Annotated in this window: 22 protein-coding genes; 8 read left to right on the forward strand and 14 right to left on the reverse strand. The window is 65.4% G+C overall.

Annotated features, from left to right (window positions below; all coding sequences use genetic code 11):
* Window positions 1-75: 75 nt before the first annotated feature.
* A complete protein-coding gene (locus tag G6N57_RS28680) occupies window positions 76-2,745 on the forward strand; it encodes an FHA domain-containing protein (RefSeq protein WP_174814529.1) in 2,670 nt (889 codons plus the stop codon).
* 82 nt (window positions 2,746-2,827) lie between these two features.
* On the opposite strand, the gene G6N57_RS28685 is transcribed toward G6N57_RS28680, so the two are convergent.
* The 5 genes from G6N57_RS28685 to G6N57_RS28705 are packed head-to-tail and all read right to left on the reverse strand — an operon-like array spanning window position 2,828 to window position 7,793.
* Window positions 2,828-3,391, reverse strand: coding sequence for a pentapeptide repeat-containing protein (locus G6N57_RS28685; RefSeq protein ID WP_075921785.1), 564 nt, complete (start codon window positions 3,389-3,391; stop codon window positions 2,828-2,830).
* Between the two features lie 3 nt (window positions 3,392-3,394).
* Window positions 3,395-4,006 carry a GTP-binding protein gene (locus G6N57_RS28690; protein ID WP_036440681.1) on the reverse strand — a complete coding sequence of 204 codons (612 nt, stop codon included), beginning with the start codon at window positions 4,004-4,006 and terminating at the stop codon, window positions 3,395-3,397.
* On the reverse strand, window positions 3,987-4,352 hold the full coding sequence (locus G6N57_RS28695) for a DUF742 domain-containing protein (RefSeq protein ID WP_077743366.1): 366 nt from the start codon (window positions 4,350-4,352) through the stop codon (window positions 3,987-3,989). Before G6N57_RS28695 ends, G6N57_RS28690 begins: the two co-directional genes overlap by 20 nt.
* Before the next feature lie 34 nt (window positions 4,353-4,386).
* Window positions 4,387-4,794, reverse strand: a complete 408-nt coding sequence (locus G6N57_RS28700; protein WP_019346515.1) for a roadblock/LC7 domain-containing protein — start codon at window positions 4,792-4,794, stop codon at window positions 4,387-4,389.
* Window positions 4,791-7,793, reverse strand: coding sequence for a HAMP domain-containing sensor histidine kinase (locus G6N57_RS28705; protein WP_077743365.1), 3,003 nt, complete (start codon window positions 7,791-7,793; stop codon window positions 4,791-4,793). The genes G6N57_RS28700 and G6N57_RS28705 overlap by 4 nt, the downstream gene beginning before the upstream one ends.
* A gap of 331 nt (window positions 7,794-8,124) precedes the next feature.
* Between G6N57_RS28705 and G6N57_RS28710 the strand changes: the two genes are divergently transcribed.
* Window positions 8,125-8,589 carry a tRNA (cytidine(34)-2'-O)-methyltransferase gene (locus G6N57_RS28710; protein ID WP_077743364.1) on the forward strand — a complete coding sequence of 155 codons (465 nt, stop codon included), beginning with the start codon at window positions 8,125-8,127 and terminating at the stop codon, window positions 8,587-8,589.
* 113 nt (window positions 8,590-8,702) lie between these two features.
* Here G6N57_RS28710 and G6N57_RS28715 read toward each other — a convergent pair whose 3' ends face one another.
* Both G6N57_RS28715 and G6N57_RS28720 read right to left on the reverse strand, forming a co-directional pair.
* The gene (locus G6N57_RS28715) at window positions 8,703-9,356 is read right to left on the reverse strand and encodes a nitroreductase family protein (RefSeq protein ID WP_077743363.1); all 654 of its coding nucleotides are present in this window, start codon (window positions 9,354-9,356) and stop codon (window positions 8,703-8,705) included.
* 149 nt (window positions 9,357-9,505) lie between these two features.
* The gene (locus G6N57_RS28720; RefSeq protein ID WP_077743362.1) at window positions 9,506-10,078 is read right to left on the reverse strand and encodes a forkhead-associated protein; all 573 of its coding nucleotides are present in this window, start codon (window positions 10,076-10,078) and stop codon (window positions 9,506-9,508) included.
* Window positions 10,079-10,342: 264 nt separating this feature from the next.
* Here G6N57_RS28720 and G6N57_RS28725 point away from each other — a divergent pair, with 264 nt between their 5' ends.
* Window positions 10,343-11,335 (forward strand): hypothetical protein, encoded by a 993-nt coding sequence (locus G6N57_RS28725; RefSeq protein ID WP_234815575.1) that lies wholly within the window; start codon window positions 10,343-10,345, stop codon window positions 11,333-11,335.
* Between the two features lie 3 nt (window positions 11,336-11,338).
* Here the strand turns inward: G6N57_RS28725 and G6N57_RS28730 are convergent, their stop codons facing one another.
* Window positions 11,339-14,623, reverse strand: a complete 3,285-nt coding sequence (locus tag G6N57_RS28730; RefSeq protein ID WP_077743360.1) for an error-prone DNA polymerase — start codon at window positions 14,621-14,623, stop codon at window positions 11,339-11,341.
* A 238-nt stretch (window positions 14,624-14,861) separates the two neighbouring features.
* Here G6N57_RS28730 and G6N57_RS28735 point away from each other — a divergent pair, with 238 nt between their 5' ends.
* Window positions 14,862-15,530, forward strand: coding sequence for a class I SAM-dependent methyltransferase (locus G6N57_RS28735; RefSeq protein WP_322790686.1), 669 nt, complete (start codon window positions 14,862-14,864; stop codon window positions 15,528-15,530).
* On the opposite strand, the gene G6N57_RS28740 is transcribed toward G6N57_RS28735, so the two are convergent.
* Window positions 15,513-15,983, reverse strand: a complete 471-nt coding sequence (locus G6N57_RS28740; RefSeq protein WP_234815573.1) for a YybH family protein — start codon at window positions 15,981-15,983, stop codon at window positions 15,513-15,515. The genes G6N57_RS28735 and G6N57_RS28740 overlap by 18 nt on opposite strands.
* Window positions 15,984-16,315: 332 nt before the next feature.
* Here G6N57_RS28740 and G6N57_RS28745 point away from each other — a divergent pair, with 332 nt between their 5' ends.
* A complete protein-coding gene (locus G6N57_RS28745) occupies window positions 16,316-17,308 on the forward strand; it encodes a hypothetical protein (RefSeq protein ID WP_077743359.1) in 993 nt (330 codons plus the stop codon).
* A gap of 86 nt (window positions 17,309-17,394) precedes the next feature.
* Here the strand turns inward: G6N57_RS28745 and G6N57_RS28750 are convergent, their stop codons facing one another.
* The 3 genes from G6N57_RS28750 to G6N57_RS28760 form a co-directional block, all read right to left on the reverse strand.
* Entirely contained in the window at window positions 17,395-18,951 is a 1,557-nt protein-coding gene (locus G6N57_RS28750; protein ID WP_077743358.1) for an APC family permease, read from the reverse strand.
* Window positions 18,948-19,850, reverse strand: coding sequence for a universal stress protein (locus tag G6N57_RS28755; RefSeq protein ID WP_077743570.1), 903 nt, complete (start codon window positions 19,848-19,850; stop codon window positions 18,948-18,950). The genes G6N57_RS28750 and G6N57_RS28755 overlap by 4 nt, the downstream gene beginning before the upstream one ends.
* Window positions 19,851-19,947: 97 nt before the next feature.
* The gene (locus G6N57_RS28760) at window positions 19,948-20,817 is read right to left on the reverse strand and encodes a MaoC family dehydratase (protein ID WP_077743357.1); all 870 of its coding nucleotides are present in this window, start codon (window positions 20,815-20,817) and stop codon (window positions 19,948-19,950) included.
* Window positions 20,818-21,622: 805 nt separating this feature from the next.
* Here G6N57_RS28760 and G6N57_RS28765 point away from each other — a divergent pair.
* Complete coding sequence (locus G6N57_RS28765; protein ID WP_077743356.1) at window positions 21,623-22,345, forward strand: hypothetical protein; 723 nt, start codon at window positions 21,623-21,625, stop codon at window positions 22,343-22,345.
* Between the two features lie 90 nt (window positions 22,346-22,435).
* Window positions 22,436-23,104 (forward strand): hypothetical protein, encoded by a 669-nt coding sequence (locus G6N57_RS28770; protein WP_077743355.1) that lies wholly within the window; start codon window positions 22,436-22,438, stop codon window positions 23,102-23,104.
* 334 nt (window positions 23,105-23,438) lie between these two features.
* On the opposite strand, the gene G6N57_RS28775 is transcribed toward G6N57_RS28770, so the two are convergent.
* A complete protein-coding gene (locus G6N57_RS28775; protein WP_077743354.1) occupies window positions 23,439-23,699 on the reverse strand; it encodes a hypothetical protein in 261 nt (86 codons plus the stop codon).
* A gap of 56 nt (window positions 23,700-23,755) precedes the next feature.
* Window positions 23,756-23,935, reverse strand: coding sequence for a hypothetical protein (locus G6N57_RS28780; RefSeq protein WP_133118292.1), 180 nt, complete (start codon window positions 23,933-23,935; stop codon window positions 23,756-23,758).
* Between the two features lie 450 nt (window positions 23,936-24,385).
* Here G6N57_RS28780 and G6N57_RS28785 point away from each other — a divergent pair, with 450 nt between their 5' ends.
* Window positions 24,386-25,321, forward strand: a complete 936-nt coding sequence (locus tag G6N57_RS28785) for a hypothetical protein (RefSeq protein ID WP_133118291.1) — start codon at window positions 24,386-24,388, stop codon at window positions 25,319-25,321.
* Window positions 25,322-25,850: the final 529 nt, after the last annotated feature.

A 25,850-nucleotide genomic window follows, 5' to 3' on the forward strand; every position in this document is an offset into this window, starting at 1 on the left:
TGAGCCATCGTCACACGCCGCGACACCTCCGCAACGGCCCAGCCCCGGCGAAAAGTACAGATAGAGTTGAGCGCGATGAGCCCTGCGCTGACCGTTCGTTACGACGGATCGACTCGTACCTTTGCCCCGGGCAACGATGTCGTCATCGGCCGAGACCTTCGAGCCGACGTCCGCATTGCCCACCCGCTGATCTCGCGTGCGCACTTGGTGCTGCGTTTCGACCAAGGTCGATGGGTCGCGATCGACAACGGCAGCCTCAACGGCATGTACGCCAACGGCCGCCGGGTGCCCTCGATCGACATCCACGACGGCCAGGTCGTCAACATCGGCAACCCGGACGGACCCCAGGTGACCTTCGAGGTCGGACGGCACCAGGGCTCGGTCGGCCGGACCCCGACGGCGGCGGTGCCCATCGGGAACCGGCCCAGCGGCGCGTGGCCCACCCAGGCCTCCCCCGGTCGTCCGCAGTACGGTCAGCCGCCCGCGGCCCAGCGCCCCGGGTACTCGTCCGGCCCGCAGCCGCGCTACCCGACCCCGCCGACCGGGTATCCGAGCGGGCCCCAGAGTGGCGGCGGCTACCCCAGCGGACCACAGACCGGGTATCCCAGCGGTCCGCAGAGCGGCTACCCCAGCGGACCGCAGGCCTATCAGTCCCAGCCGGTCCGCAGCGCCCCGAACCCGTCGCAGGCAGCGACTTCGATGGCGCCGGCGGCCACCCCGGACCGCGGCAGCAGCGAGGCCGGCGGCAACATCGCGACCAGCATGCTCAAGATCCTGCGGCCCGGGCGCACCAGCCCAGCGCCCGCAGGTGCGGTGAAGATCGGCCGCGCCACCGACAACGACATCGTCATCCCCGACGTGCTGGCCTCACGCCATCACGCCACGTTGATCCCGTTGACCGGCGGCACCGAGATCCGTGACGAGCGGAGCATCAACGGCACCTTCGTCAACGGCGCGCGGGTGGACAACGCGATCCTGCACGACGGTGACGTGGTCACCATCGGCAACGTCGACCTGGTGTTCTCCGGCGGCACCCTGGTCCGCCGCAGCGAGACCGAGGCCGACACCCGCACCGGCGGCCTCGAGGTGCGCGGCCTGACCTGGACCATCGAGGGCAACAAGACGCTGCTCGACAACATCTCCGTCGACGCGCGGCCCGGCACCCTCACCGCGGTGATCGGACCGTCGGGTGCAGGCAAGTCGACGTTCGCCAAACAGGTCGCCGGCTACACACATCCGACGAGCGGCACCATCACCTTCGAAGGCCACGACGTCCACGCCGAGTACGCCTCGCTGCGCTCCCGGATCGGCATGGTCCCGCAGGACGATGTGGTGCACGGCCAGCTCACCGTCCGCCAGGCCCTGATGTACGCCGCCGAGCTGCGGCTGCCGCCGGACACCACCAAGGAAGACCGCGAGCAGGTCGTCATGCAGGTGCTCGAAGAGCTCGAGATGACCAAGCACCTCGACACCCGCGTCGACAAGCTGTCCGGCGGGCAGCGGAAACGTGCCTCGGTCGCGCTCGAGCTGTTGACCGGCCCGTCACTGCTGATCCTCGACGAGCCCACCTCGGGTCTGGACCCGGCGCTCGACCGCCAGGTGATGACGATGCTGCGCCAGCTGGCCGACGCCGGCCGCGTCGTGCTGGTGGTCACGCACTCACTGACCTACCTCGACGTGTGCGATCAGGTGCTGTTGCTGGCGCCGGGCGGCAAGACGGCCTTCTGCGGGCCGCCCGATCAGATCGGCCCGGAGCTCGGCACCACCAACTGGGCGGACATCTTCAGCAGCGTCGCCGGTGATCCGGCCGAGGCCAACCGCAAGTATCTGGCTCGCACCGGCCCGGCTCCCGCAGCCGCGGCGTCCTCGGCGCAGCCCGGCGATCTGGGTGAGCCGGCCAAGACCAGCCTGTTCCGCCAGCTGTCCACGATCGCCCGCCGGCAAGTCCGGCTGATCGTGTCCGACCGCGGCTACACCGCGTTCCTTCTGATGCTGCCGTTCATCATGGGCGTGCTGTCGCTGTCGGTGCCCGGCGATGTCGGGTTCGGTCTTCCTGTGCCGGCCGTCCAGGGCGGTGAGGCACCCAACGAACCGGGCCAGATTCTGGTGATGCTCAACGTCGGTGCGATCTTCATGGGCACCGCACTGACCATCCGGGCGCTGATCGGCGAGCAGGCGATCTTCCGTCGCGAGCAGGCGGTCGGCCTGTCGACGACGGCCTACCTGCTCGCCAAGATCGCGGTTTTCGCCGTGTTCGCGGTGCTCCAATCGGCCATCGTCACGGTGATCACGATCCTCGGAAAGGGCTGGGGCCCGGGCTCTGTCGACAGCGGGGCCTTCATCAGCGGCCGCAATCTGGAGTTGTTCATCGACATCTCCATGACGTGTGTGGCCTCGGCGATGGTGGGCCTGGCGCTGTCGGCACTGGCCCGCTCGGCCGAGCAGATCATGCCCCTGCTGGTGGTCACGGTGATGAGTCAGCTGGTCTTCTCCGGCGGCATGATCCCGGTGACCGACCGCGTGGTGCTCGATCAGTTGTCGTGGATCACCCCGGCCCGCTGGGGATTCGCGGCCTCTGCGTCGACCATCGATCTGACCCGCCTGGTGCCGCCGCCGCTGCTGCCCGCCGATTCGCACTGGAAGCACACCCCGACCGTGTGGCTGATCAACATCGGCATCCTGCTGCTGCTGTGCATCGTCTACACCGGGTTCGTGCGCTGGCGGATCCGCCTCAAGGCCGGCTGAGTTCCCTCTTTGTCACGCCAGAGTGTCGCTGGACGCCGGCAGTCACTCTGGCGTGACAAACGGTGCGCGACAGCGGTGAGTTCTACCCGCCGTGGACGTCGAGACCGTGAGCGGCCGAATAGGCCAGCGCCTGGCTGATGTCGATCTTGGCGCCCCGCAGTTTCGCGGTGGTCCAGAAGGTGGGGTCGACGCGGGCCCCGCGCAGGTCGGCCTCGTCGAGCTTCGCGTCCTGCACCCGCGCACCCGTCAGGTCCGCCTGCCGTAGCACCGCTTTGCGTAGGTCGACCCCGACCAGGCTGGCCTCCCTCAGGCGGCAGTCCGACAGGTCGACGCTGCGTAGATCGCAGCCGCCGAGCACGGCGAGGGTCAGATCCGATTCCACGATCTTGATCGGTCGGAGCCGGCACTCGGTGAACACCGAGCCGAGCAGACTGCAGTTGGTGAACTCGCTGTGCCAGAGCGTGGCGCGGCGAAATGTGCAGTTGCGGAACGCGGAGCCGAAATGCTGCGACTCGGACATGTCCACACCACTGAAGTCGCACTCGGTGAACACCACACGCTCGGTGCGCAACCGGCTCAGGTCTTCCTCACGAAAGTCGTGGCCGGTGAATTCCCGGTCCGCCCATGCGGTTTCGTCAGCTACCACGCCTCAGCCAGGCAACGCGGAGAGCGTGCTCAGCGAATACTCGGTGACCGCGATCAACGCGGCCTTGGCCGAGTTGCGGTCGCGGGCGTCCACGGCCACCACCGGGATGTGCTCCGGCAGCGCCAGGGCCTTGCGCACCGCCTGGGTGGGATGTTTTGGCGCGTCGTCGAACTCGTTGACCGCGACGATGAACGGCAGCTTACGGGCCTCGAAGAAGTCAACCGCGGCGAAGCTGTCCTGCAGCCTGCGCACGTCGACCAGGATGATCGCGCCGATCGCACCGCGCACCAGGTCGTCCCACATGAACCAGAACCGGCGCTGCCCGGGTGTACCGAACAGGTAGAGCACCAGGTCCTCGTCCAGGGTGATCCGGCCGAAGTCCATCGCGACCGTGGTGGTGCGCTTGTCCGGGGTGCCGTCCAATGCGTCGACGCCCTCAGACACGTTGGTGACCAACGCTTCTGTGCGCAGCGGCATGATCTCGGAGACCGCGCCGACGAATGTCGTCTTCCCTGCCCCGAACCCGCCAGAGATGACGATCTTCGTCGAGGCGGCCCCACGTCGGGGGGCGCCACCGGCGGAGGCCGAGCGGGGTTCAGAGTGCTCGTAGGCCACGCAGGGTCCTTCCAATCAATTCGCGGCGTTCGTCGAAGCTAGCCGAGTCATCGAGGGTGGCTTCCACCCGCAGATAACCCTGCGTCACCAGGTCCCCGATCAGCACGCGCGCCACGCCGAGCGGGAGGGATAAATGTGCGGCAATCTCGGCAACCGAAGGGCTGCCGGAGCACAACTCTACGATCTGTGCGCGCACATCGTGCCCAGTCCAACGCGGTTCGCGCGTCGTGTCGGTTTTTTGCACCGGCGCTTCCAGTGGAAGATGCACGCGCGAGTCGGTACGGCCGGCCGTCAGGGTGTACGGCCGCACCAAACTCGGTCGATCGGTGGGTTCTGGTTCGTCCACAGGCACCTCGCGAAGGCAGAAGGGGACAGAGGACTCAGGACGGCTGCGGCGTACGGCGCGAAGACTGCACCACCGCGCCGACCCGCTCGACCAAGATCGCCATCTCGTAGCCGACCTGCCCGATGTCACATGAGGGTGCGGTCAGCGTGGCCAGGTTGGAGCCGTCGCCCACCCGCATCAGCAGCAGGTAGCCGTTCTCCATCTCGACCACCGACTGCATCACGTGGCCACCGTTGAACAGCTGGGAGGCACCGGTGGCGAGGCTGGCAAGGCCAGAGGAGACCGCGGCGAGCTGGTCTGCCCGCTCGACCGGCATGTGTTCGCTGGCAGCCATCAGGAGTCCGTCGGCCGAAACGAGCACCGCGTGGGACACCCCGGAAACCTCGCGGGCGAACTTGGACACGAGCCAGTCCAGGGAGTCGCGCTGCGTCGGACGGGTCATTCGTTATCGGTTCCTCTGGTCTCACGGGCATGCGACCGTCCGGCATGCACGCCTCCGAAAAGGTTGCTGGTGCTCGTACGGACAGACTCGGGGTCACGCGGTTTGAACGCCGCGAACATGCCGCTGTCAGGTTCGTCTGCCGATGCTACCGTCTCGAAGCTGTCGTCGTTACGGTGCACGCCACCGTTGCGGTGACGGCCGTTGGACTCGCCTGCCACCCCCACAGCTGCAGCCACGCCACCGGGCACCAGGCGGGCGCCCGGCGTACGCATGGGTAGGCCTTCCTCGGTGTGCTGTTCGACGGGCGCATCCTGCGCGGCGGCCGCCACCGACCAGCCCTTCTCCCAGACCGTCTTCCAGTCCAGATCGGCGCTGCGCACGTGGGTCGTCGGGTCGATCTCGAATTCCGAGACCATCGATTGATAGATCGAATCGCCCTGGACCTCGGAGCCCTCGGAATCGGACGCGACGGGTTCGAACGTTTCCTCGGGTGCGTGATCGGCTTCTTGAGCCGCACCGTTGAGACCGTTGACGCCGTTCAGCCCGCTGTGCCCGTTCAGCCCGTTGTGGCCGTTCAGACCATTCAGACCGTTGAGGTCGCCGGCCCCGTTGACGCCGTTGATGCCGTACGCGGCGGCCTGTCCGCGAGATGCGAAGAACGACGAGGTGTTGGTCGGTGTCTGACGCGAGGCCTCGGTGTCGTCCGCTTCGTCGAGGTCGGACTCGGCCGCGCCTGCGCCGTCGCCCTTGACTTCGCCCTTGGCCAGGGCCGCGCTCTCCTCGGTGTGCACCGGCCACTGCTGTGGCCACTCACTGACCGGCTCGTCCGCGGGCTCCTCGACCGGCGCCTCGGCGGCCGGTTCGGGTTCCGGTTGTGGGGCGAGCGTGCCCGGCAGCTCCGAAATGCCACTGGCTCCGGGGCTGCGCTGCGGCAGCAGATCGAACGGCGTCTCCGCGCCATTGAGGTGGGGCTCGTCAGTGCCCGATCCCAACCCCGATGAATCGGCCGGATCGGCGTCCAACGACAGAGCCGTCGAGATCCCGGCATGCGCGTCGACGGGCCTGCCGTAGGGCAGCTCGTCGATCGGGTCACCACCGTCGCGGGCCAGCAGTGTTGCCGGGATGTACACCCCGGCCGTGGTACCGGAGCTCGGTTCTTCGGCAACGGTGCTGCGCAGCCGCACCACCAGGCCGTGCTGGGTGGCCAGCCGCCCGACCACGAACAGACCCATGTGACGCGCGGTGTACGGGTTGACCTCGCCGCCCGACTGCAGACGGGTGTTGGCAACCCGCAGGTCGGCCTCGGTCATGCCCAGGCCGACATCGCTCACCTCGATCACCAACGCGCCCTTGGCCGCGTGCACGGCCGACACCCGCACCTGCGAGATCGGCGGTGAGTAACGCAGCGCGTTGTCGAGCAGCTCGGCCAGCAGGTGAATGAGGTCACCGGCGGCCGCACCCATGATCTCCACGTCGGCCACCGCCGCGGTGACGACGCGGGTGTAGTCCTCCACCTCCGAGGCGGCGGCATTGATGATCGTCGCCAGCGGAACCGGGCGGCTGTGCTCGCGGGCCAGCTTGGACCCGGACAGCACCAGCAGGTTCGCCCCGTTCCGGCGCATGCGGGCCGCCAGGTGGTCGAGCCGGAACAGGCTCTCCAGGCGTTCCGGGTCGTCCTCGTTGCGCTCGAGTTGATCGATGAGCGACAACTGCTGGTCGACCAGGGAACGGCTGCGCCGCGACAGCGTCTCGAACATGTCCGAGACCTGCAGCTGCAGCTGCGCCTGTTCCCCGGCGAGGAACACGGCCTGCTCGTGCAGTTCGTCGACGGCGTGGGCCACCTGACCGACCTCTTCGGTGGTCTGCACCGGGATCGGGTTGACCGGCACCAACTCACCGCCGGCGCGAACCCGTTCGATCTCCTTGGCCAGGTCCTGGTGTGCCACCTTGAGCGCGCTGTCGCGCAGCGTGCGCAGCGGCCGCACCAGCGAGCGGGCCACCAGCAACACGATGACCATGGCGCTGACGATCGCGGTCGCCACCAGGATGGCGTCGCGGATCGCATCGTTGCGGGCATCGCTGGCCTGGGACTCCACGGCTGCCGGGATGGCCGTCGTGGTGTCGTTGATGATCTGCTCGGCGATCTTGTTGGTCGTGTCCAGCGAGGCCAGCATGTCCGGGTTACCGACCAGCGGGATGCCGGGGTTGGACATCATCGCCATGCGCTTGACCATCTCGGCGCGCAGCGTGGCCGCCTCTTCGGAGCCACCGCCGAGCACCTTGGTCAGCGCGGCGACCGTGGACGGTTCGGTACCGGCCATGGTGATCATCGAGGTACGCAGCAGGGGCTCCGGCTCATCCCCGCCGCGGTTGACCAGCATCCGCTGGATCGCCATCTGGCCACGGGCACCGACCGCGCGGGCCAGCGCCTCGACCTGGGCCGCAATCGCCTGCTGGTTGCTGTGCACCGAGCCGGTGATGGCGGCTTCCCCGGTCAGCAGCAGCGGGCCGTAATTGAGGATGCGCTGCCGCAGGTCGATCGAACCGGCCATCACCGCATCGACGAGTTCCTGGCCCTTGCCGAGAAGACTGTCCACGGCCTGATCGACGTCTTCAGGCAGATCAGTGGCATCCGCCCGTTGCTGCAGATCGGTCTTGCGCTCTTTGAACGTGGACATGGCCGATTGCCCGTCGCCACCTTCGGTCGCCGCGATCAGCACGCCCTCCATCGCAGCCATGTAGCTGTCGATGTCGGGAATCAATTCAGCACGATCGGCCGCCAACCGCAGATCTCCGGCAGCGCTGGCACTGGCATAGATGCGCAAGCCGCCGAACGTCGCCGCCAGGATCAACGGAACGACGACGATGGCGAGGACTTTCCTGGTGACCGGCCAGTTGGCCGGCGACCAGCGCGAGGGGCGCTTGGCCGGAGCCGATGGTGTTGGGGAAAATTCGACGAGGGTGCCGTCAGCCTGTTTCAGCTGCGTAAAGGCAGTCATCGGCGCCCAACCGCACTACCGGCGGCCTGGCCGCAATTCACTCGTGGGGCGTGATTCATAAGACTTCCTGCTGTTTCCGCCCACGCTGGGGCGGGCGTCAAACGCCTTGGCAATTGCACGAGTATGACAGTCTCCCGCGAGCGTTTCCACAATTCTTACTGAACAGACAGAGTTCGTGACCGAGCCGTAGCGCAGTTGTGTGGTAATCGAGCAAACAGCGCCGTCCTTGCCGAATCGCGCGCCGTTTTCCAGTTCCCATTCCGGGTGCCGATTCCGGCCTCATTTACATCCCGATTCGCCCGTGGGCGACCCTTCGTACGATCATCGTCGAATGTTCCGGGTGTTGTTCTTTTCTCCCCGCATCGCACCCAACACCGGCAATGCGATCAGGATGGTGGCAGGCACCGGGTGCGCACTGCACCTGGTCGAGCCGTTGGGTTTCGACCTGTCCGAACCCAAGCTGCGGCGGGCCGGTCTCGACTACCACGACCTGGCATCCGTGACCGTGCACGCCGACCTGGCGGCCGCGTGGCGCGTGTTGATGCCGGCCCGCGTCTTTGCGTTCACCGCGCACGCGTCGACGTCGTTCGCAGACATCGCATACCGACCGGGAGATGTGTTGATGTTCGGCCCGGAACCCACCGGACTCGATGCACAAACCCTGGCCGACCCGAATATCACCGCACAGGTACGTATTCCGATGCTCGACGGCAGGCGGTCATTGAATCTGTCCAATGCCGCGGCGGTCGCCGCCTATGAGGCGTGGCGCCAACACGGGTTCGCCGGCGGCGTCTAGTTACGCCTCGGGCGTGGGCCGCACCGCGACCCACGCCCGAATCTCACAGAGAGTTCATACACCGGCTTCACAATTTCACCGGAGGCACCAGGCGCCCCAAGGCTGCGCCGGGCTCACCAACTGTCCCAGTGCGAGAACTGCTCGGCCGGAAGGCGCTTGGCCTTCTTGAACTCGGTGCCCTTGGTGTACGCGATAGGGAACAGACCCGCCTGGGCGTAGCGATCGAAGGGGATGCCCAGCAGCTCGGCGGCCTGCTTCTCACCGTCACCGAGCAGGTGCAGCGTCGTCCAGGCCGAGCCCAGACCACGGGAGCGCAGCGCCAGCATGAAGCTCCACACCGCGGGCAGCAATGATCCCCAGAAGGACGCGCTCATACCGGCGGGGGCACCGTCGGGACGACCCTCAAGGCACGGCACCATCAGCACCGGCGCCTTCTCGAAGTTGTCGGCGAGGTACTTGGCGGAGCTCATCACGGCACCCAGCTGCTGATCGCGGATGTCACCCCGCTCCGGCTTGGGTTGATCGAGATACGGGTTTGCGTTCGACCGGTAGATGTCGGCCAGTGCCCTCTTCTTTGCCGGGTCCTCCACGAAAACCCATTGCCAGCCTTGTTCATTCGACCCCGTGGGGGCCTGTAGCGCCAGGTCGAGACACTCCATGATCACCTCACGCGACACCGGCTTTTCGAAGTCGAGACGTTTGCGCACCGAGCGGGTGGTGGTGAGGAGCTCATCGACAGTCAAGTTCAGGGCTGGTTCGGCGGTCATGCCGCGAGACTACAACCGGCCGCCCGGGAAACCAGAGAAGCTCCCCAGCGTTTGCTGGGGAGCTTCCAATCATCGTGCGCCGCAGTGCAACTCAGCTAACCGATGACGGTTGCGCGCCGCCGCCTCATCAACGACGGCGCACCGGTCGATCAGCCCGCGTTTTCGGAGACCAGCACCGGCTCCCAGCCGTTGGCCTGCGGTTCGTCCGACGACCCATAGTCACCGGAGGTCGGGACCGCATGGATGCCGTGATCGTCGCCGGGCAACCCACCCAGCGCCGCGATGGTGTCGCGGATCTTGGCCGCCTCGGCATCGGTCGGCGTTGCGCCGGCCTCGAGTTCGTCGAGCAGACCGTCGCGCAGGCCTGCGCCGTTGGCCACTTCCTGGGCGGACAGCTTGGCGTGGATGCGGGTGACGTAGATCTGCTGCCCCAGAGAGGATCCCGGCGCCGCGGCGGCATGGGCCATCAGCGAGTCATACCGCTGCCGAACTCCGCTCAGTGCCACGATGACCGCGGGCGAAGGCCGGTTGCTGCTGGCCGCCTCGGCCAGCGAGGCACGCAGCTTGCGCAGGCCGGACAGGACGACGTCGGCGCGCTTGTGGAACTTCTTGTCCTCGGGGAAGGGCAGTGCATCGATCGCAGCGGAATACATGTGCATCGCCGCTTCCGACAGACTGACGATGACCGCCGAATCACCTTCCAGCGTCGCGTTTTGTCCCATGGGCCCTCAATTCTCAAGCGAAAAGATCAACAGAAAGTGAGCGGCCGGTCGACTGGCCCGTCGGACCCGATCCACCGCCGCTCGCGGTGAGCACGCCGATGACACTAGCGGTTTGTGAGCAGCACGTCATCGCTAGGGGCACTTGAAGAATGACGAAAAACAGGGTATGCGAATGCGGGTGTCACCGGCCGGTAGCGCCCGCTGCCGAGGGTGGCCCTACGCTGAACTCCGCACGGTGGCAGGCTTGGCCGACGGGAGGTCGACATGGCCGGACTAACTGAATCGACGACGGTCGCTGAGTCGTCAGGGGGTGCCCCGTTGGACTACGGCCAAAACGGTGAGGCGACCGAGCCGATGCGGGTCGCTGCGGTGGATCACGACCCCGCCGCCAAGCCGTCGGTCGAGAAGAAGGCCAGCATCGGTTGGCTGGTGTGCGGCGGAGCGGGCGGCGTGGCGGTCATCGCCTACCTCTTGTTCAGCCCGGGCCAGATCGGCAGCAAGGCCGAATGGTTCTTCGGTGCCGTCGTCTTCGTCGCCGTGATGGTGACGATGTGGCTGATCCTCACGATCCAGCGTCAGGCCAAGTACGACATCGCCCAGGCCGACGAGCGTCTGCGCCGGGAGCTGGCAGCGGCCGACGAACGCTCGGCGCTGGAACTCGCCCTGACTCAGAAATGGCATCGGGCACAGATGGAGTCCCAGCAGAAGCTCCACGCCGCCGAACTGGTGGCTCAGCAGGAACTGGCCCGCATCGAGCGCAACAATCTGCTCGAACAACTGCAGAAGCAGGCGATGATCGAGGTATCGCGCGCGGTCGGCGCACACACCCGGATGCTCGCGACGCTGTGGACCGAGGGCGCGACACAACTGCGCAACCCGGACCGCGACGAGCGGGAAACCGTGATGAACGCGCTGTTCGGCCAGATGAGCCAGGTGGTGAGCGACGTTTCGGTCGAGCTGGACAACGCCCATCTGCTCAGCCAGGACGACCGCCTGCAGGATGCGCTGAACCGGGTCAACGACGCGGTGCTGATGGCGATCCAGGTGGCAGAGGATCTGCACGCCGACGTGGTCGAGGGCCGTACCCCCGAAACCAACCCCATCCCGGCGGTCCAACGCCTGCTGCACGAGCGGGCCACGGCCGCGCGGCGGCTGGCGTGGTCGCTGTTGCGGACCGGGCTTACGGACACCACCGGCGCGAGCCAGGATGCCGGCGCGAGCCAGAGCACCACCGTGCCGGACGTCGATCCGGCTTGAGCCTCAGCGGAAGTCCCGCGACCGGGAACCGACCCTCAGCTCGACCGGGCTCATCCGGTCGGCGATCACGGTGACGGCTCCACTGGCGTTCTGCACGATGCCGCGGACCACCAAGGCAGGCGCCGTCTGCGCCAGCTTGCGGTAGCGCGCCCATACCCCGGGCGCGCACAGCACGTTGACCATCCCGGTCTCGTCTTCCAGGTTCATGAACGTCACCCCCTGCGCGGTCGCGGGGCGTTGCCGGTGAGTTACCGCCCCGGCAACCAGGATCCGGGTTCCGTCGACGACGTCCAGCAACTTGTCGGCGGGAATCACGCCGAGGGCGTCGAGGTCGGCGCGCAGGTACTGAGTGGGATAGCTGTCCGGCGAGACACCGGTGGCCCACACGTCGGCAGCCGACAGTTCCAGCGCGCTCATCCCCGGCAATGTCGGGACGTGGGAGGAAGAGCCCACTCCCGGCAGCCGGTCCGGCCGCTGGGTGGCTGCCGCACCCGCCGCCCACAGGGCCTCGCGCCGGCTGACCCCGAAACACCCCAGCGCACCCGCGGTGGCCAGCGCCTCGGTCTGGGATACCGACAGCTGCACCCGGTTGGTCAGGTCGATCAGGGTGGTGAAGGGCCCGTTGGCATTTCGTTCGTCGACCAGGCGCTGCGCCAACTCATCGCCGATGTGGCGGACACTGCCCAGACCCAGCCGCACATCCAAGCCGGCGTTTTCCAACGTCGCGTACGCCAGGGACGCGTTGGCATCGGGACCGTGTACCACCACCCCGTGCCGGCGGGCGTCGGCTACCAGTGACTGTGGGGAGTAGAACCCCATCGGCTGGGCCCGCAGCAGCGCCGCGCAGAACGCCGCCGGATGGTGCAGTTTGAACCACGACGAATAGAAGACGAGCGACGCGAAGCTCAGCGAATGACTCTCCGGGAAACCGAAATTGGCGAACGCCTCCAGCTTCTCGTAGATCCGCTCGGCCACCTCCCCGGTGATGCCGTGAAGTTCGGCCATGCCCTCGAAGAACCGGCTGCGCAGCCGCCGCATCTTCTCGGTCGAGCGTTTGGAGCCCATCGCCCGGCGCAACTGGTCGGCCTCGGCCGCGGTGAAGCCCGCACAGTCGACCGCCAATTGCATGAGCTGTTCCTGGAACAGCGGGATGCCCAGCGTCTTCTTCAGCGCGGATTCCATCGACGGATGGTCGTAGGCGACTTTCTCCAGACCGTTGCGGCGACGGATATACGGATGCACCGAGCCGCCCTGGATCGGGCCGGGCCGGATCAGCGCCACCTCCACCACGAGGTCGTAGAACTCCCGCGGCTTGAGCCGGGGCAGGGTGGCCATCTGCGCGCGGGACTCCACCTGGAACACCCCGACCGAGTCGGCCTTCTGCAGCATCTCGTAGACCGCCGGTTCGGACAGGTCCAGCTTGGCCAGGTCCACGTCGATGCCCTTGTGCTCGGCCAGCAGGTCGATGGCGTAGTGCAGTGCCGAGAGCATCCCGAGGCCCAGCAGGTCGAACTTCACCAAACCGATTGCCGCACAGTCATCTTTGTCCCACTGCAGCACGCTGCGGTTGGCCATACGGGCCCACTCCACCGGGCACACGTCGGCGATCGGGCGGTCACAGATCACCATGCCGCCGGAGTGGATGCCGAGGTGCCGCGGCAGGTTGGCGATCTGGGTGGCCAACTCGATCACCGGCCCCGGAATGTCCTCGGCCTCCGGCGAGTCCGGACGTCCGTTCCACCGGCTGAGCTGCTTGCTCCAGGCGTCCTGCTGCCCCTGGGAGAAGCCCAGTGCCCGAGCCATGTCGCGGACCGCACTGCGGCCGCGATAGGTGATGACGTTGGCAACCTGCGCGGCGTAGTCACGACCGTAGCGCTCATAGACATACTGAATGACGTTCTCGCGCAGGTCCGATTCGATGTCGATGTCGATATCGGGCGGCCCGTCGCGGGCCGGGGACAGGAACCGTTCGAACAGCAGCTCGTTGGCGATCGGGTCGACATTGGTGACCTTCAGCGCGTAGCAGACCGCCGAATTGGCCGCCGATCCCCTGCCTTGACACAGGATGTCGTTGTCCCGGCAGAACCGGGTGATGTCGTGCACCACAAGGAAGTAGCCGGGAAACTTCAGCTGTTCGATGATGCGCAGTTCGTGTTCGATCTGCGCATAGGCCTTGGCTGCGCTGCCGACGGGCCCGTACCGTTCAGCCGCCCCGGCCATCACCAACTCGCGCAACCAGCTGTCTTCGGTATGCCCGGCCGGGACGTCGAATGGTGGCAGCTGCGGGGCGATGAGCGCCAGCCCGAAGGCACACTGCTCACCCAGATCCGCTGCGGCCATCACGATCTCGGTACCGAACAGCCGGGCCATCTCCTCCCCCGAGCGCAGGTGGGATCCGCCGAGCGGGGCCAGCCACCCCGCCGCGGTGTCCATCGAATTGCGGGCCCGGATCGCGGCCATCGCCATGGCCAGCCTGCCCCGTTCCGGCGCCGCGAAGTGCGCACCGGTGGTGGCCACCACCGGTAGTCCGAACCGCGGGGCCAGCCCGGCCAGGACGGCATTGCGTTCGTCGTCACACGGATGGCCGTGATGGGTGAGTTCGACACTGATCCGGTCGGCGCCGAACCGGTCCACCAGGTCGGCCAGTGCGGTGGCGGCAGATTCGGGGCCGCCTTCCGAGAGCGCTTGACGGACATGACCTTTGCGGCATCCCGTGAGGATGTGCCAGTGGCCGCCGGCGGCCTCGGTGAGCCCGTCGAAGTCATAGCGGGGCTTGCCCTTCTCCCCTCCGGCCAGGTGCGCCTTGGCGATCTCGCGGGACAACCGCCGGTACCCTTCCGGCCCGCGGGCCAGCACCAGCAGATGCGGGCCGGGCGGATCGGGGTCCTCGGTGCGGGGAACGTTCCCCAGCGACAGCTCGGCGCCGAAGACCGTGGCGACGTCCAGTTCCCTGGCCGCCTCGGCGAACCGGACCACGCCGTAGAGCCCGTCGTGATCGGTCAGCGCGATGGCCCGCAGGTTCAGCCGGGCCGCCTCCTCGACCAGCTCCTCCGGCGTGCTCGCGCCGTCGAGGAAGCTGTAGGCGCTGTGCGCGTGCAGTTCGGCGTATCGCACCGAGCCGGGTTTACGAGAAACCTCGGGCGGCTGGTAGCTCCCGCGCTTGCGCGACCAGGCCGGACTGTCGCCGCCGTCGCCCGCGGGTTCCAACGGCAGGCCGGAGCGGCGGGGCTTACCGGTAAGCACCCGCTCCATCTCTGACCAGCTCGGCGGCCCGTTATGCCAGCCCACCCCACCAGTGTATCGAACAATTGTTCGATTACCGTTGCCGACGTAGGTGACTTTGCCGCGAGGACAGCGGGGTGGTCACAGCTCAGGTCCGGACGTCACGATGCCTCTCGCCACATCCCACGCAAGCACTTCGGCAGGGTCGGCGAGCGATGGAATGATCACCCTGATGAACCCGGCAGATTACGACGCAAAATCTCATCGTGATGCGACGCGGCATGCCTACGACCAGCTTGCGGCGGTGTGGTCAGCCACCACAGATGACGGGCCCTACAACGGCGGGTTGGAACGCCCCGCCCTCCGCAGCCTGGTTCCACTACCGCTGTCGAATCAAGTCATCCTTGATGCCGGTTGCGGTTCAGGTGCGCAGTGCGCCTGGCTCCTCGAACACGGTGCACGGCCGATCGGTGTCGACCTCAGTCCGGCCATGATCAAAGAAGCACAAACACGCTGCGGCGGGCAGGGGACGTTCATGGTCGCCGATCTGGCCGAGCCGTTGCCCATCGAACCGAGTTCGTGCGATGGGATACTTTGCTCTCTTGCGCTGCACTATCTGCGCGATTGGACCATCCCCCTTCAGTCCTTCGCGGCGGCGCTGCGCCCGGGAGGGTGGGCCGTCATCTCCGTGGATCACCCTTTCGGCGCCCCCTTGGCTGGGCAACAAGGCGGCTACTTCGACACCGAACTCGCAACCGATACCTGGCGAAAGGCCGAAGTGCAGGTCACTCAACAGTTTTGGCGGAGACCGCTTGCCGAATGCATCAACGCCTTCGCCGATGCCGGCTTCGTCACGGACCGCATCGTCGAGGCACGACCGAGCGCGCAAGCACTCCAACGCTGGCCTTCTGAACTCTCCGCCGCGGCGACCGACCCGAGCTTCATCGTCTACCGACTACGCCTGGCGTCCTGAACGACCACGAAGGCCATGGCGAGAAATGTCAGGCAAGGGAGTTACCTGGTAGGACAACATGCGCCAACGCCCGCCGGTGCGTCGCCATACCACCAGCATCGACCAGAACACTCCCTCGTCCTCGACCAGTTGCGCCACGGCCGGCGACGTGCCGGGATCATCGGGCTCCAGATGACCTTTCAGCGACTGCTTTCCCCAACACAATGCGATGTCGCCGAACGTCTTGACCCGCAGATCGAAAAACTCCATCTGCAGGTTCCTCGAGTTCATCGTGGTAGCGATGTGCTCATCAGCGGTGATCAGATGGCCGGGCAGTTCGGTCCCGAGAAACTCGCGGTCGTGCAAATCCACCAATGCCGCGTAGTCCCGGGTCGTTATGGCGTGCCGCATCCGCGGGTACTCGGCAAGCACCTCAGCGATGGCATCCGGATCGTTGACTCGGTACTCCGACACTCATCCTCCTCAAACGTACTGTCGTACAAAGCATTGTGAAATCGACTCCAGGGCTGGGGGTTTCGTTGATCAGCCAAGTACCTGTCGTACACATCGATGCAGGAACACCGGAGCAGATGAAATGAAGAACGTCCGAGCGCGGCGACAAACAGACAGACCCGGTCCGCCAGAATCCGCTCGGAGTGCCTTCACGCTAGCAAACCGGCAGTGCCAAGACAGCGACGCCCTCGCCTCATCCGCTGCCAGCGACCACATGGCCACCTCGTGATGCCGATCACGCCGCCGCCCCCTACGATGCCCGTGGGCTGGGGATCGGCTGTGAGAGGACGGCAATGGCGTCAACGAAGTACATCGGCTACGTCGGTGGGGTCGCGGTAGCGGCGGGAGTCGGGGCGGCGATCGCCGTGGCCGGCCAGGGCACCGCCCATGCGGATTCGACTGACGGCGCGTCCAAGGACGCGACCAGCAGCGCATCGCAGCACGTCAACGCCGGACCCAAGCGCGGTGAGACGAAGGCCGGCGACACCAAACGCGCCAAGCCGCTGTCCAAGCTCAAGGACAGCGTGAAGGAAGCCGCCGACAAGCAGGCCGACAAGATCGAGAAAGCGGCCGCCCACGTCAACAAGACCGTTCGGGCGGCCAAGCCGGTGGCCGCCAAGCCCAAGCCGAAGCCGAGCGCCGAGGAGTTCGAGGCCGGCGAGGTCGCCAAGCTCAAGGACCTGTTCGCCCCCAAGCAGGCGGCCGCCCCCAAGCCCAAGTCCGAGTCCGAGTCCGAGTCCGTCACGCAGCCGGAGAGCAAGACTCTGGCCACCCCGAAGCTCGGTGCGGTGCAGAGCCAGGCCGATACGACAGCTGATGCCCCGGCGTGGGATCCCAACCCGTTCCGGGCGAGCGATCCGGAGCCGACGGACATCCCTGCCGCTGTCATCAACCTGCGGAATGCCTTGATGGACGCGTCGCCCAACGAACTCGATCCGTTCGTCCGTGAAGCCACCGAGCAGATCTACCGCGGCAGCCAGATGATCCCGTGGGTCAATGCCGTCATCCCGGTCACCAAGATCCTCGCGAACGCGGGACCTGCGCTCGGAGACGGACCGGAGGCCCGCGCCGCCCGGCAGACCATCATCAACGAGCTGATCAAGACCACCCCGCCGGGATCGTTCGTCTACTACGGCTATGACCTCGTCGCCGACGTGATCAACCTGGAGACGCCGGGCGCCGAGCTCAAGGACACCGCGGTGACCACCGTGTGGGACCTGCTGGATCCGTTCGAGCTGGCACACAACAAGGGCGAGTCCGGTATCGGCAACGTGGCAGGCAGCTGATCGCCGTGACCCCGAAACCGGCGTAATGGTCACAAATACCTTGCGATAACGACCATTTCGTCGCTTTCGCGGCGCCTGTGCTGCGCCTACTCCACGAGCGACGGGGTGTCGTAGCGGAGTGTCTCGCCCTGGAAGAACGCCGGGTTGACCGACCGCCAGACGAACATGAGTACGGCACCGAGCAGCAGCACGCCGAAGCCGATGAAGAACACCAGGCCGATGCCGCCGATGGCCGCACCGCTGGCATTGTCCGGGTTCATGCTCTCGCCGATCGAGATCACGAACACCGCCGCCAGCACGATGCCGCCGAGGAGCGGGAACAGGAACTTGAACACCACGTTGTGGGCGCTGGTGAACAACTCGCGGCGGAAGTACCAGACACACGCGAACGCCGTGATGCCGTAGTACCAGCAGATCATGATGCCAAGGGCGGCAATGGTATCCAGCAACGCGCTCTCTGACAGCAGGCTCACCACGGTGTAGAAAACACCGGTGACGACGCCCGCGGTGACCGTCGCGAAGCTGGGCACCAGGTAGCGCGGACTGACCTCGGCGAAGCGCGCCGGGAACGCCTTGTAGGCGCCCATCGCGAGCATCGCCCGCGCGGCGGGCAGGAACGTGGTCTGCAGGCTGGCCACCGACGAGGCCAGGATCGCCAGGAACAGCAATGGACCGGCCCACGTGCCCAGCACGGGATCCGCCAACGCGGCGAACACGTTCTCGGCGTTGTCCGGGTTGCCCAGCCCGAGGTCGGTTTCACCGACCCCGGCATACATCATGACCGCGACCGCGATCAGGAGATACGTCGCGAGGATGGACAGCACGCACAGCAGCCCGGCGCGGCCCGGCACCTTCGTCGGATCCTTGGATTCCTCCCCCAGCGTCAGGCACGTGTCCCAGCCCCAGAAGGCGAAAATCGACCCCGTCACACCAACCACGAAGGCGCTCAACGCAAGTCCGCTGAACGGGTTGAACCAGTCCAGGTCGAACGACAATCCGGCCGGTGCATCGCCGCGACCCACGTGGACGAACGCCATCACCGCGAACGCGAGCAGCACCACCATCTGGAAACCGACCAGCACATACTGCACCCGTTCGCTGGTGGTGATACCACGACTGGCGATGGCCGTGGCGATGACCAGGAACACCAGCGTGGTGACGATGTTGATGGCCTTGTTGTCGGCGAGCTCGGCAATCGGCGGGTGGTTGGTGATCCGGGCGATGAACAGATAGAAGAACTCGACGGCGATCGCGGCGAGGTTGGACAACACGATGATGGACGCGACGACCATGCCCCATCCGCACATCCATCCGACATACGGGCCGAATGCCTTGGTGGACCACGTGAACGACGCACCGCAGTCGGGCGCACGCGAGTTGAGCTCGCGGTAGGCATAGGCGGTCAGGAACATCGGGATGAACCCGGCGATGAAGATGGCGGGCATCTTGAGCCCGACCGCGGCGACGATGAGCCCGATGCTGGCGGTCAGCGTGTAGCCGGGCGCCACACACGAGATCCCGAGGATCGCGCCCGAGAACGTGCCGACCTTGCCTGCGGCCAGCCCCTTGGACACCAGCCCCGCGGAATGTTCGGCTTCGTCGAGTTTCTGATGCGCCTCGTGTTCCGATGCGGACTCAGTCATGAGCGGTCCTCGCCGTCTTTCAGTTCGTCCCGGGGCACCACCACCATCGGGACGTCCAACACCCGAAGCATCTTGGCCGCGGTGGAACCGAGGAAGATCCGCCGCGGCGCACTGAGCCGACTGGATCCGACCATGATGATGTCGCCGTCATCCCAACCCAACTGTTCGACGGCGGCCTCGACGCTGGGACCGGTCACGATGGTCGAGGTCACCGGAAAGTCAGCCGGCAGTTCGTTTCTGGCCGCTTCCAGCGTTCGTTCGGCATGGGCGAGCGCATGCGCCCGGACCGCCTCCGCATCGCCGCGCAGCGACCCGAAGGTCGGGTCCAGCGCGACGAGCGACACCAACCGCAGCGGGATGTCCGCGGTCCGACTGGCCCGTACCGCGGTGGCGAGCAGCAGATCCGAACCCTGGCGCTGCCCGATGGCACAGGTGATCTCATGCACCCGCTCGATCTTCGAATCCCGGGTGCCGCGCGGCGCCACCGCGACCGGCACCGGCGACGAGTGCAGCAGCTCGTTGACCACCGATCCCAGTGAGTAGCTGCCGACCAGTCCCCCGCCGGCGCCACCGACCACGAGGGCAACCGCGTGGAACCGCAGCGCCTGCCGGATCAACCCGTCGGTGAACGACTCGTCGAAGCTCAGATGTGGGTGCGCCACAACGTCGTCGGGCACCATGGCCAAGGCGTCATCCAGCCAACCCTGGGCCTGTTCGGCCAGAACTTCCTCGTAGCCACCGCCTTTGGGCACGGTGCCCGGCGGCGCGGTGTCGGGCGGCAACACGATGCAGATGTTGACCTCGGCATCCAGGGTTCGGGCGAACCGAACCGCCAAGGCCAACGCATCGGCGCCACCAGGAGTGGCCAGATATCCGACAACCAGATTCGCCTGCGCCATCTGCCACCACCCATCCCGCACCGCGCCGTGCGACCGTTGTGGGTCGATCCTGTCAACCCACTACACGGTGTGCAGGGCTTCTACGAAATTGCCTGGATCAGGCGGAATACTCGGCGGCGCCGTCCTCGAGCACCACCCGACTGTCAGCCCCGTCCGGCCCGGCGGCCTCGGTCCGGAACACGGCCCGGCCCGGCTCGGTGCGCCAGATCGACGTCGTCAGTGTTTCTCCCGGGAACACCGGCGAGCTGAACCGCGCCGCCACCGCGTGAACCTTTGTGGCGTCACCCCCGCCGAGCGCGGCGACCAGTGCCCGACCGGCCACCCCGTAGGTGCACAGCCCGTGCAGGATCGGTTTCGGGAAGCCGGCGAGGTTCTGGGCGAACCACGGATCGCTGTGCAGCGGGTTGCGGTCCCCGGAGAGCCGGTAGATCAACGCCTGGTCCTCCCGGGTGGGCAGCACCACCTGGGCATCGGGTTCGCGGTCGGGAATCTGCGGCGCCTCCGGGCGCTGACCGGGCTGCCCGCCGAATCCGCCTTCGCCCCGAATCACCACGGTGGTAAGGGTTTCCGCGACGACCTCACCGCTGGCCGGATCGGTGCCGATGCCCTTGAGCATGACCACCGCGTTCTTGCCCTCGCCCTTGTCCTGGATGTCGGCAACCTCGGACACCACGGTCAGCTTTCCGGCCGGCGGCAGCGGACGGTGCAGCCGGATCTCCTGGGAGCCGTGCAGCAGCATGCTGAAGTTGAAGGTGCCGATCTTGAGTGCGGCGGGGAACGCCGAGCACGCGATCACCGCATACGTCGGCAACACCTGCTGCTCGATCTCGTGGCTGTTCTCGGTGGTGAAGGCAAGGTCATCGGTGCCCGCGCCGACACCGATGGCGTACAGCAGGGTGTCGCGGTCGGTCCATTCGAACGGAATCGGATCGGTCTTCTCGCCAATGGCGTCCGGGTTGAGTGGCATGCGTGCCGACGATAGTTGAGTCGACCGCCCTTGTTGACTGTAGGTTCTCAATCCGCGTGTCATCTCAGGACCCCCTGACCGGCGGTAACGCGAGTTATCTCACGTCGTGTCATCCAGGTTTTGTCTCAAGTTCGTGTCATTTTTTCGGGCGGACCCGATGGCAGGACTCCGGTCAGTCCGATCGGTTTTCCGCGAGGCGCCACTGGGCCAACCGTGCCGGCAGGTCACGTGACGGGGCTGGATCCGTCGCGCAAGTCGCAACGTTTCGCTCCGAGGGGTTCTTCCAGGCAGATACGGCCGCGCTGAGACCATGGGCGACCTGCATGAATGGCTGCCCACGAGCCAGCGTAGGAGACACGTCGCAATCACCTTCGATGGTTTGGATCACTCCACTCGGCAACTAACCCGGGCCTTGTCAGATACACAGTTCAGCTGACCGTCCCAGATATCTTGAATACATGACGTTTCAGCGCATCATTGCGCCGTTCAAGAGTTCACTTCCGCAGGTTGAGATAGTCCCCCGCCAAAAGATACTGGTGAACGGATATCCCAATCCGATTTTCAAACGAAAGCGGCAAGGCTTTCAGGTCGCCGCGATAGGAATGTCCGTCGCAAGTGTGTCATTCCTTGTTTGCATCGTCGCATTGTGGGTAGAGACGCACTTTAATCTCGCGATTCATTGGCCACATCTACTTGCATTGGGCACGTCAGGCCTAGCAGCTCTGATATCTTTTGTGTCCATTCTGGCGGTCAGCATACGTCCGGAGACGTCCGGCGGAATCGCATCTAAAGACGAGGACGTATCGTGACGGTCGGACAGGTCGCCGGCGCGGTCGGGATCTGGCTGCTGATGTGCGTCTTCACCGTTTGGATATTGGCCGCTTACCACCGTTATGCGGGCGCTGAACTTCGTCTCAACGGGCTGTACCGAGCGGCCGTTACTGATGCAATCACCAAGTCGTCAGGATGGGATCAAGGTTGCGCGGAGTTCAAACCGGACGCTTTCCTGTTGCTGACAGAATCCGAACGAAGCGACCTGCGAAAGGTGCGCGTTCCATTGACGCGCTGGCTAGGCACCGCGAAGCTCTCTGAACTTGACTCTCAGTCCGCAGCGGACTTCGAGGCCTTGGCGCGAGAGCGTATGGAAAAATTTGAAGACCGCTTCACACTGATGATGCTGCTGCCCGGCCAGATATTTTCAGTAGTGACGGTACCATTGATAATTAGATTGGCCACGTCAGCAGAGCCCGAGTTATTAGTGACTATGGGACTGTCAATCACCGGCATAGCCATTATGGCTGTAGTTGTGTTTGGATTGCAGTGTCGACGGGTAGCGAACGTGGTCAGAGAGCAGGTCAAGTTATTCGCTGACCGGAAAGAAGAAGCTCAGCTGGCAGAACGGGCCGTTGAACAATCCGAAGCCGACACGCCACCGCCGAAGCGAGCTACCAATCTCCGCCGATGGACTCACAGCCGAAAATGGGTCCACCGCATCGTGATCCGAGGGATTGACGCGACCGAACGTTAAGGGATACGCGCTGTTGGTGGTGTCGCTGAATCGAACTCCTCAGGGACGCTTCCCTACCGCTCACCTCGCTACTCGTATCCGCACTCGCCAGTGAGCTACTACCGGGCCTCCAGCCTCGCCTGCGCCATGCGTTTTCGACGGCCCGGAAGGGATGCAGGTGCGATCCCGGACCGTCGAGAACGCGCGCATCGTGGTCACCACGGACACGGCCACGCTCGCTGCCGTGAACAACGGCGCCCGGACAGTGGCGGATGCGATCGCAGAAGGGGCACATTCTTCGGTGTCGACAAAACCCTGCTGGTTCCGGAATTCGGCGCTGAGTTCACCGACATCACCTCCAGCGACCTCACAACCATCGAGCAGATGACCGGGCTGGAGAATCTCGGGCCAGCCCAGCGCGTCGCCATATTCCGGATGAATGTCACTCCGAAACTCCGGATCTATCTGCGCCAGGATGGCATCTGGACGGCCCCTGCGCACATCAAGGCGCCAAAGCTGTTGCGCAGTATCGGTGTTCCCGCGCCGTTCTCGATCGACACCGACGTTCCGTTGCCGGACAGTGTGCTGCTGGAGTACCTCGTCACAGGCAAGGCATCCACCGCGCTGGGCCGCAACTTCTTGCGCAGGGTGCGGGATCGCTTCTTAGACAACCACAGCTGGTTCGACTCCCAAACGACGGTCACCGAACGTTCCGGGGAGATCGCAGATGCCTTTGCAGACACCCGCCGCGTCGTACGTGGCAGCAGTTCCGCACTCTGATCTAGCAACAGCGCAAGACTGCTCTGCGACGGGCGGGGGGCGCGTGAGTGGTACGAGTACGCAGCACAATCCGGCACTTAAAACCACTTACATGCCGATGCAGGCGATCATCTGCGACCAGATGGGCGAGTCCACCCTCTATAGTCACTGGCTGCAAAATGCCGCCGACCCTCGCGATCCTGCCGCTTGGTGGGCGCAGGGCAGATCGCCGAAGTGAAAGACTGCGACGCCGGCAGGGCCTCTGGCGACAATCGGACCGTGTGAGACAGCTTGACGTCCGTACCTAATTGCGGCAAGTGTGCGGCGGTGCGGATTTGAGGGCACCGCCGCGCCCCTAACCCTTACCCTTTTCGGCGGCGCGCGCCTGGAGCTTGCGGAACTCGTCTTCGTCAATCGCACGGTCGTAGCCGTGCTGCCGCTGCTCGAACTCGCTGTTCATCTGGACGTAGCGCTTGCGCAGGACGGCGCCCGCCGCCTCAAGATCGTCACCTTCGGTGAGGATCTTGTCGTCGGCGGCGTCTTCAGCTTCCCGCTTGTTCTTCGCTGCGAGGATGTCATTGACGTTCTGGAATTCCCTGCCTGGTGTCCTCTGCACTCTCGGTGTCTTGTGCTGTGCTTGTACACAACGCAGGAGAACGGCCACGGCGATGGCTAAGTTCCTCGCGACGGCATCCACTCCGTGGTAGCGGTCATCCTTAATAATTGCGGTGTGGACGTACGTACTGCCTTTTGCAGCTCGGCGAACAGCGATTGATCAAGGTCGGCCACTTTGAGGAGCAAGTCGGCGGCCAGCGCAAATTTCCGGAGCTCATCGTCGTCGAGGTAGGACACCTCAACGAGGCTCGGACCCTCTCCTAACGGACACGGTGGCGCCATCGAGCCGTACGCAAATCCGCGACCTTGCACCGCATCAAAGACCTCTCTCGGCTGCCAGTTGGTCTCATCGACTGCGCGAACTGACGTCCGGATAAGTGAACAGGCAGAATTGCCTTTTGCGAAGTCCACCGGAGCGGGCGGGCGCACGAGATCCCGTTGCCCTTCCGCCGCATCAACCCTCGCACCACTCACCGTCGAGGATCGGCTCACACCGCCAGTGTTCCCGCACAGTTCTGAGTCGCAGCGCTTTCGACCGGCTCTAAGGTGGGCGCATGCCCCTCCAGCTCCACCAAGTTGTCGACGGCATGCTGCTGACTATCAGCAGGCCGAACTCAGGTAAGCAGAACGCAGTGCGTTCTGCCTCGCCGATGAATGAGGCGTCAGTACGGCGCGAAGGTTGCCAACGTGACGGCATTTGAAATCGCGACCGTAGTTGTCGGCGCGGTGGCCGCACTGGGCGTCGGCGCAATCGCAGCCGCGGTAATCACAGCTGTCGCCACTAATCGCCGCGAACGAGGCGCGTGGCTACGCGAGCTGCAGATCAATGCCAACCGCGACTTCTACGCCGCCGCGCAGGATATCGTCACCTACGTCGTGACCGGAAGTGCAGACGAACCGCTCATCGACCCCAACGCGCCGCCGAGCGGCGCGCCCGATGCGATAGCGATACGCGCAACCAATCTGACTCAGAGACACCTCGAAATGATGCCGGTCAGTGAGCAGAGAACGGTCGACTTGGCGACAACTGTCGTACAAGCGCTGCCCTGTCTTGCCTACCAAGGGGTACCGCTTCCGGGGGCGGCCACGATCGCCGCGCTAAGCCAGCGGCGACTCGCCATAGGAGCAATGACCCTGCTCATGGTGGACTTGACAGGCGTCATGCGCCAAGATGTCGGATTATCGGGCTGGCGCGAACGCCGCCAGTTCACCAAGCAGAAAAAGAGTTCCCAGCCCGTCTACGCGGCCATGATTTTGAGTATCGTTGATCGACCTCATCCGCCTGAGGACCTAGGGAAACTGCTGTGGGAGTGGCAGGTTCAGGACTTGTCTGCCAGCACTGTGCCCGACACCATCGCAGGCTACTACGTCGAGGCGAAGCGCATTCCGTTGAAGCATCCCAAAGGATTTGAACCGCAAGCCTGCGCCCAAAAGCCACGAGACGGTAGTTGGCGGTTCGCCATTGTGCGAGGGCTGCCGACCGCAGTCGAGTCTGAAATCATCAAGGACATGGTCAGGTTGGTGACCGGGCACCACAACGCATTCAGACCCAAACACACCGGTCAGTGGCTTTCGCTGCCTGACGGTGGCCGCGGATATGTGTGGCCGAGCGTAGGCGGATAGCCCAAATGTGCGAATCCCGCCGGCGACGCGTGCCCAGAGGCCACAAGTGGTCCACGTTCGGTCACCGCAATGGGCAGGATCCAATGGTGCCCAGATCTGGACGCACCAGCACAAGCTGGTCAGATGGAACAGCACAGCCCGGATGCCGCCGCCACCGCTGAACTGGGCTGTGTGGGTCCCCAATCGCATTCGCATGCCACGCGGCTTTCGTTCCCTGTTCAACAACTGACGCGCCCTGTGGCGGCAGTTCGCATAGAAACAGGTCTGGGGCGACTACCTGTCACGCACCACAACCCGGCGGACACAGACCGGACAGAATCTGTGGCGTGAGCTGCTCACGCGGATTCGTGCCGATCACGCCAGCCGACCTCTGCGAGCCATCAGAGCACCGTTTGCCGCGTTCCTGCTGCGCACCATCTACTCCGAAGACAACGAAGGGGACCCCAGCGAACTCACCAATCTCACGCCGCCAACGCAATGTCTATGAGGCCAGCCTCCCAGGCGGCACGCCCGGCGGGCAACCGGGAGT

The sequence above is a fragment of the Mycolicibacterium boenickei genome (assembly GCF_010731295.1).
In the GTDB taxonomy this organism is placed as follows: Bacteria; Actinomycetota; Actinomycetes; order Mycobacteriales; family Mycobacteriaceae; genus Mycobacterium; species Mycobacterium boenickei.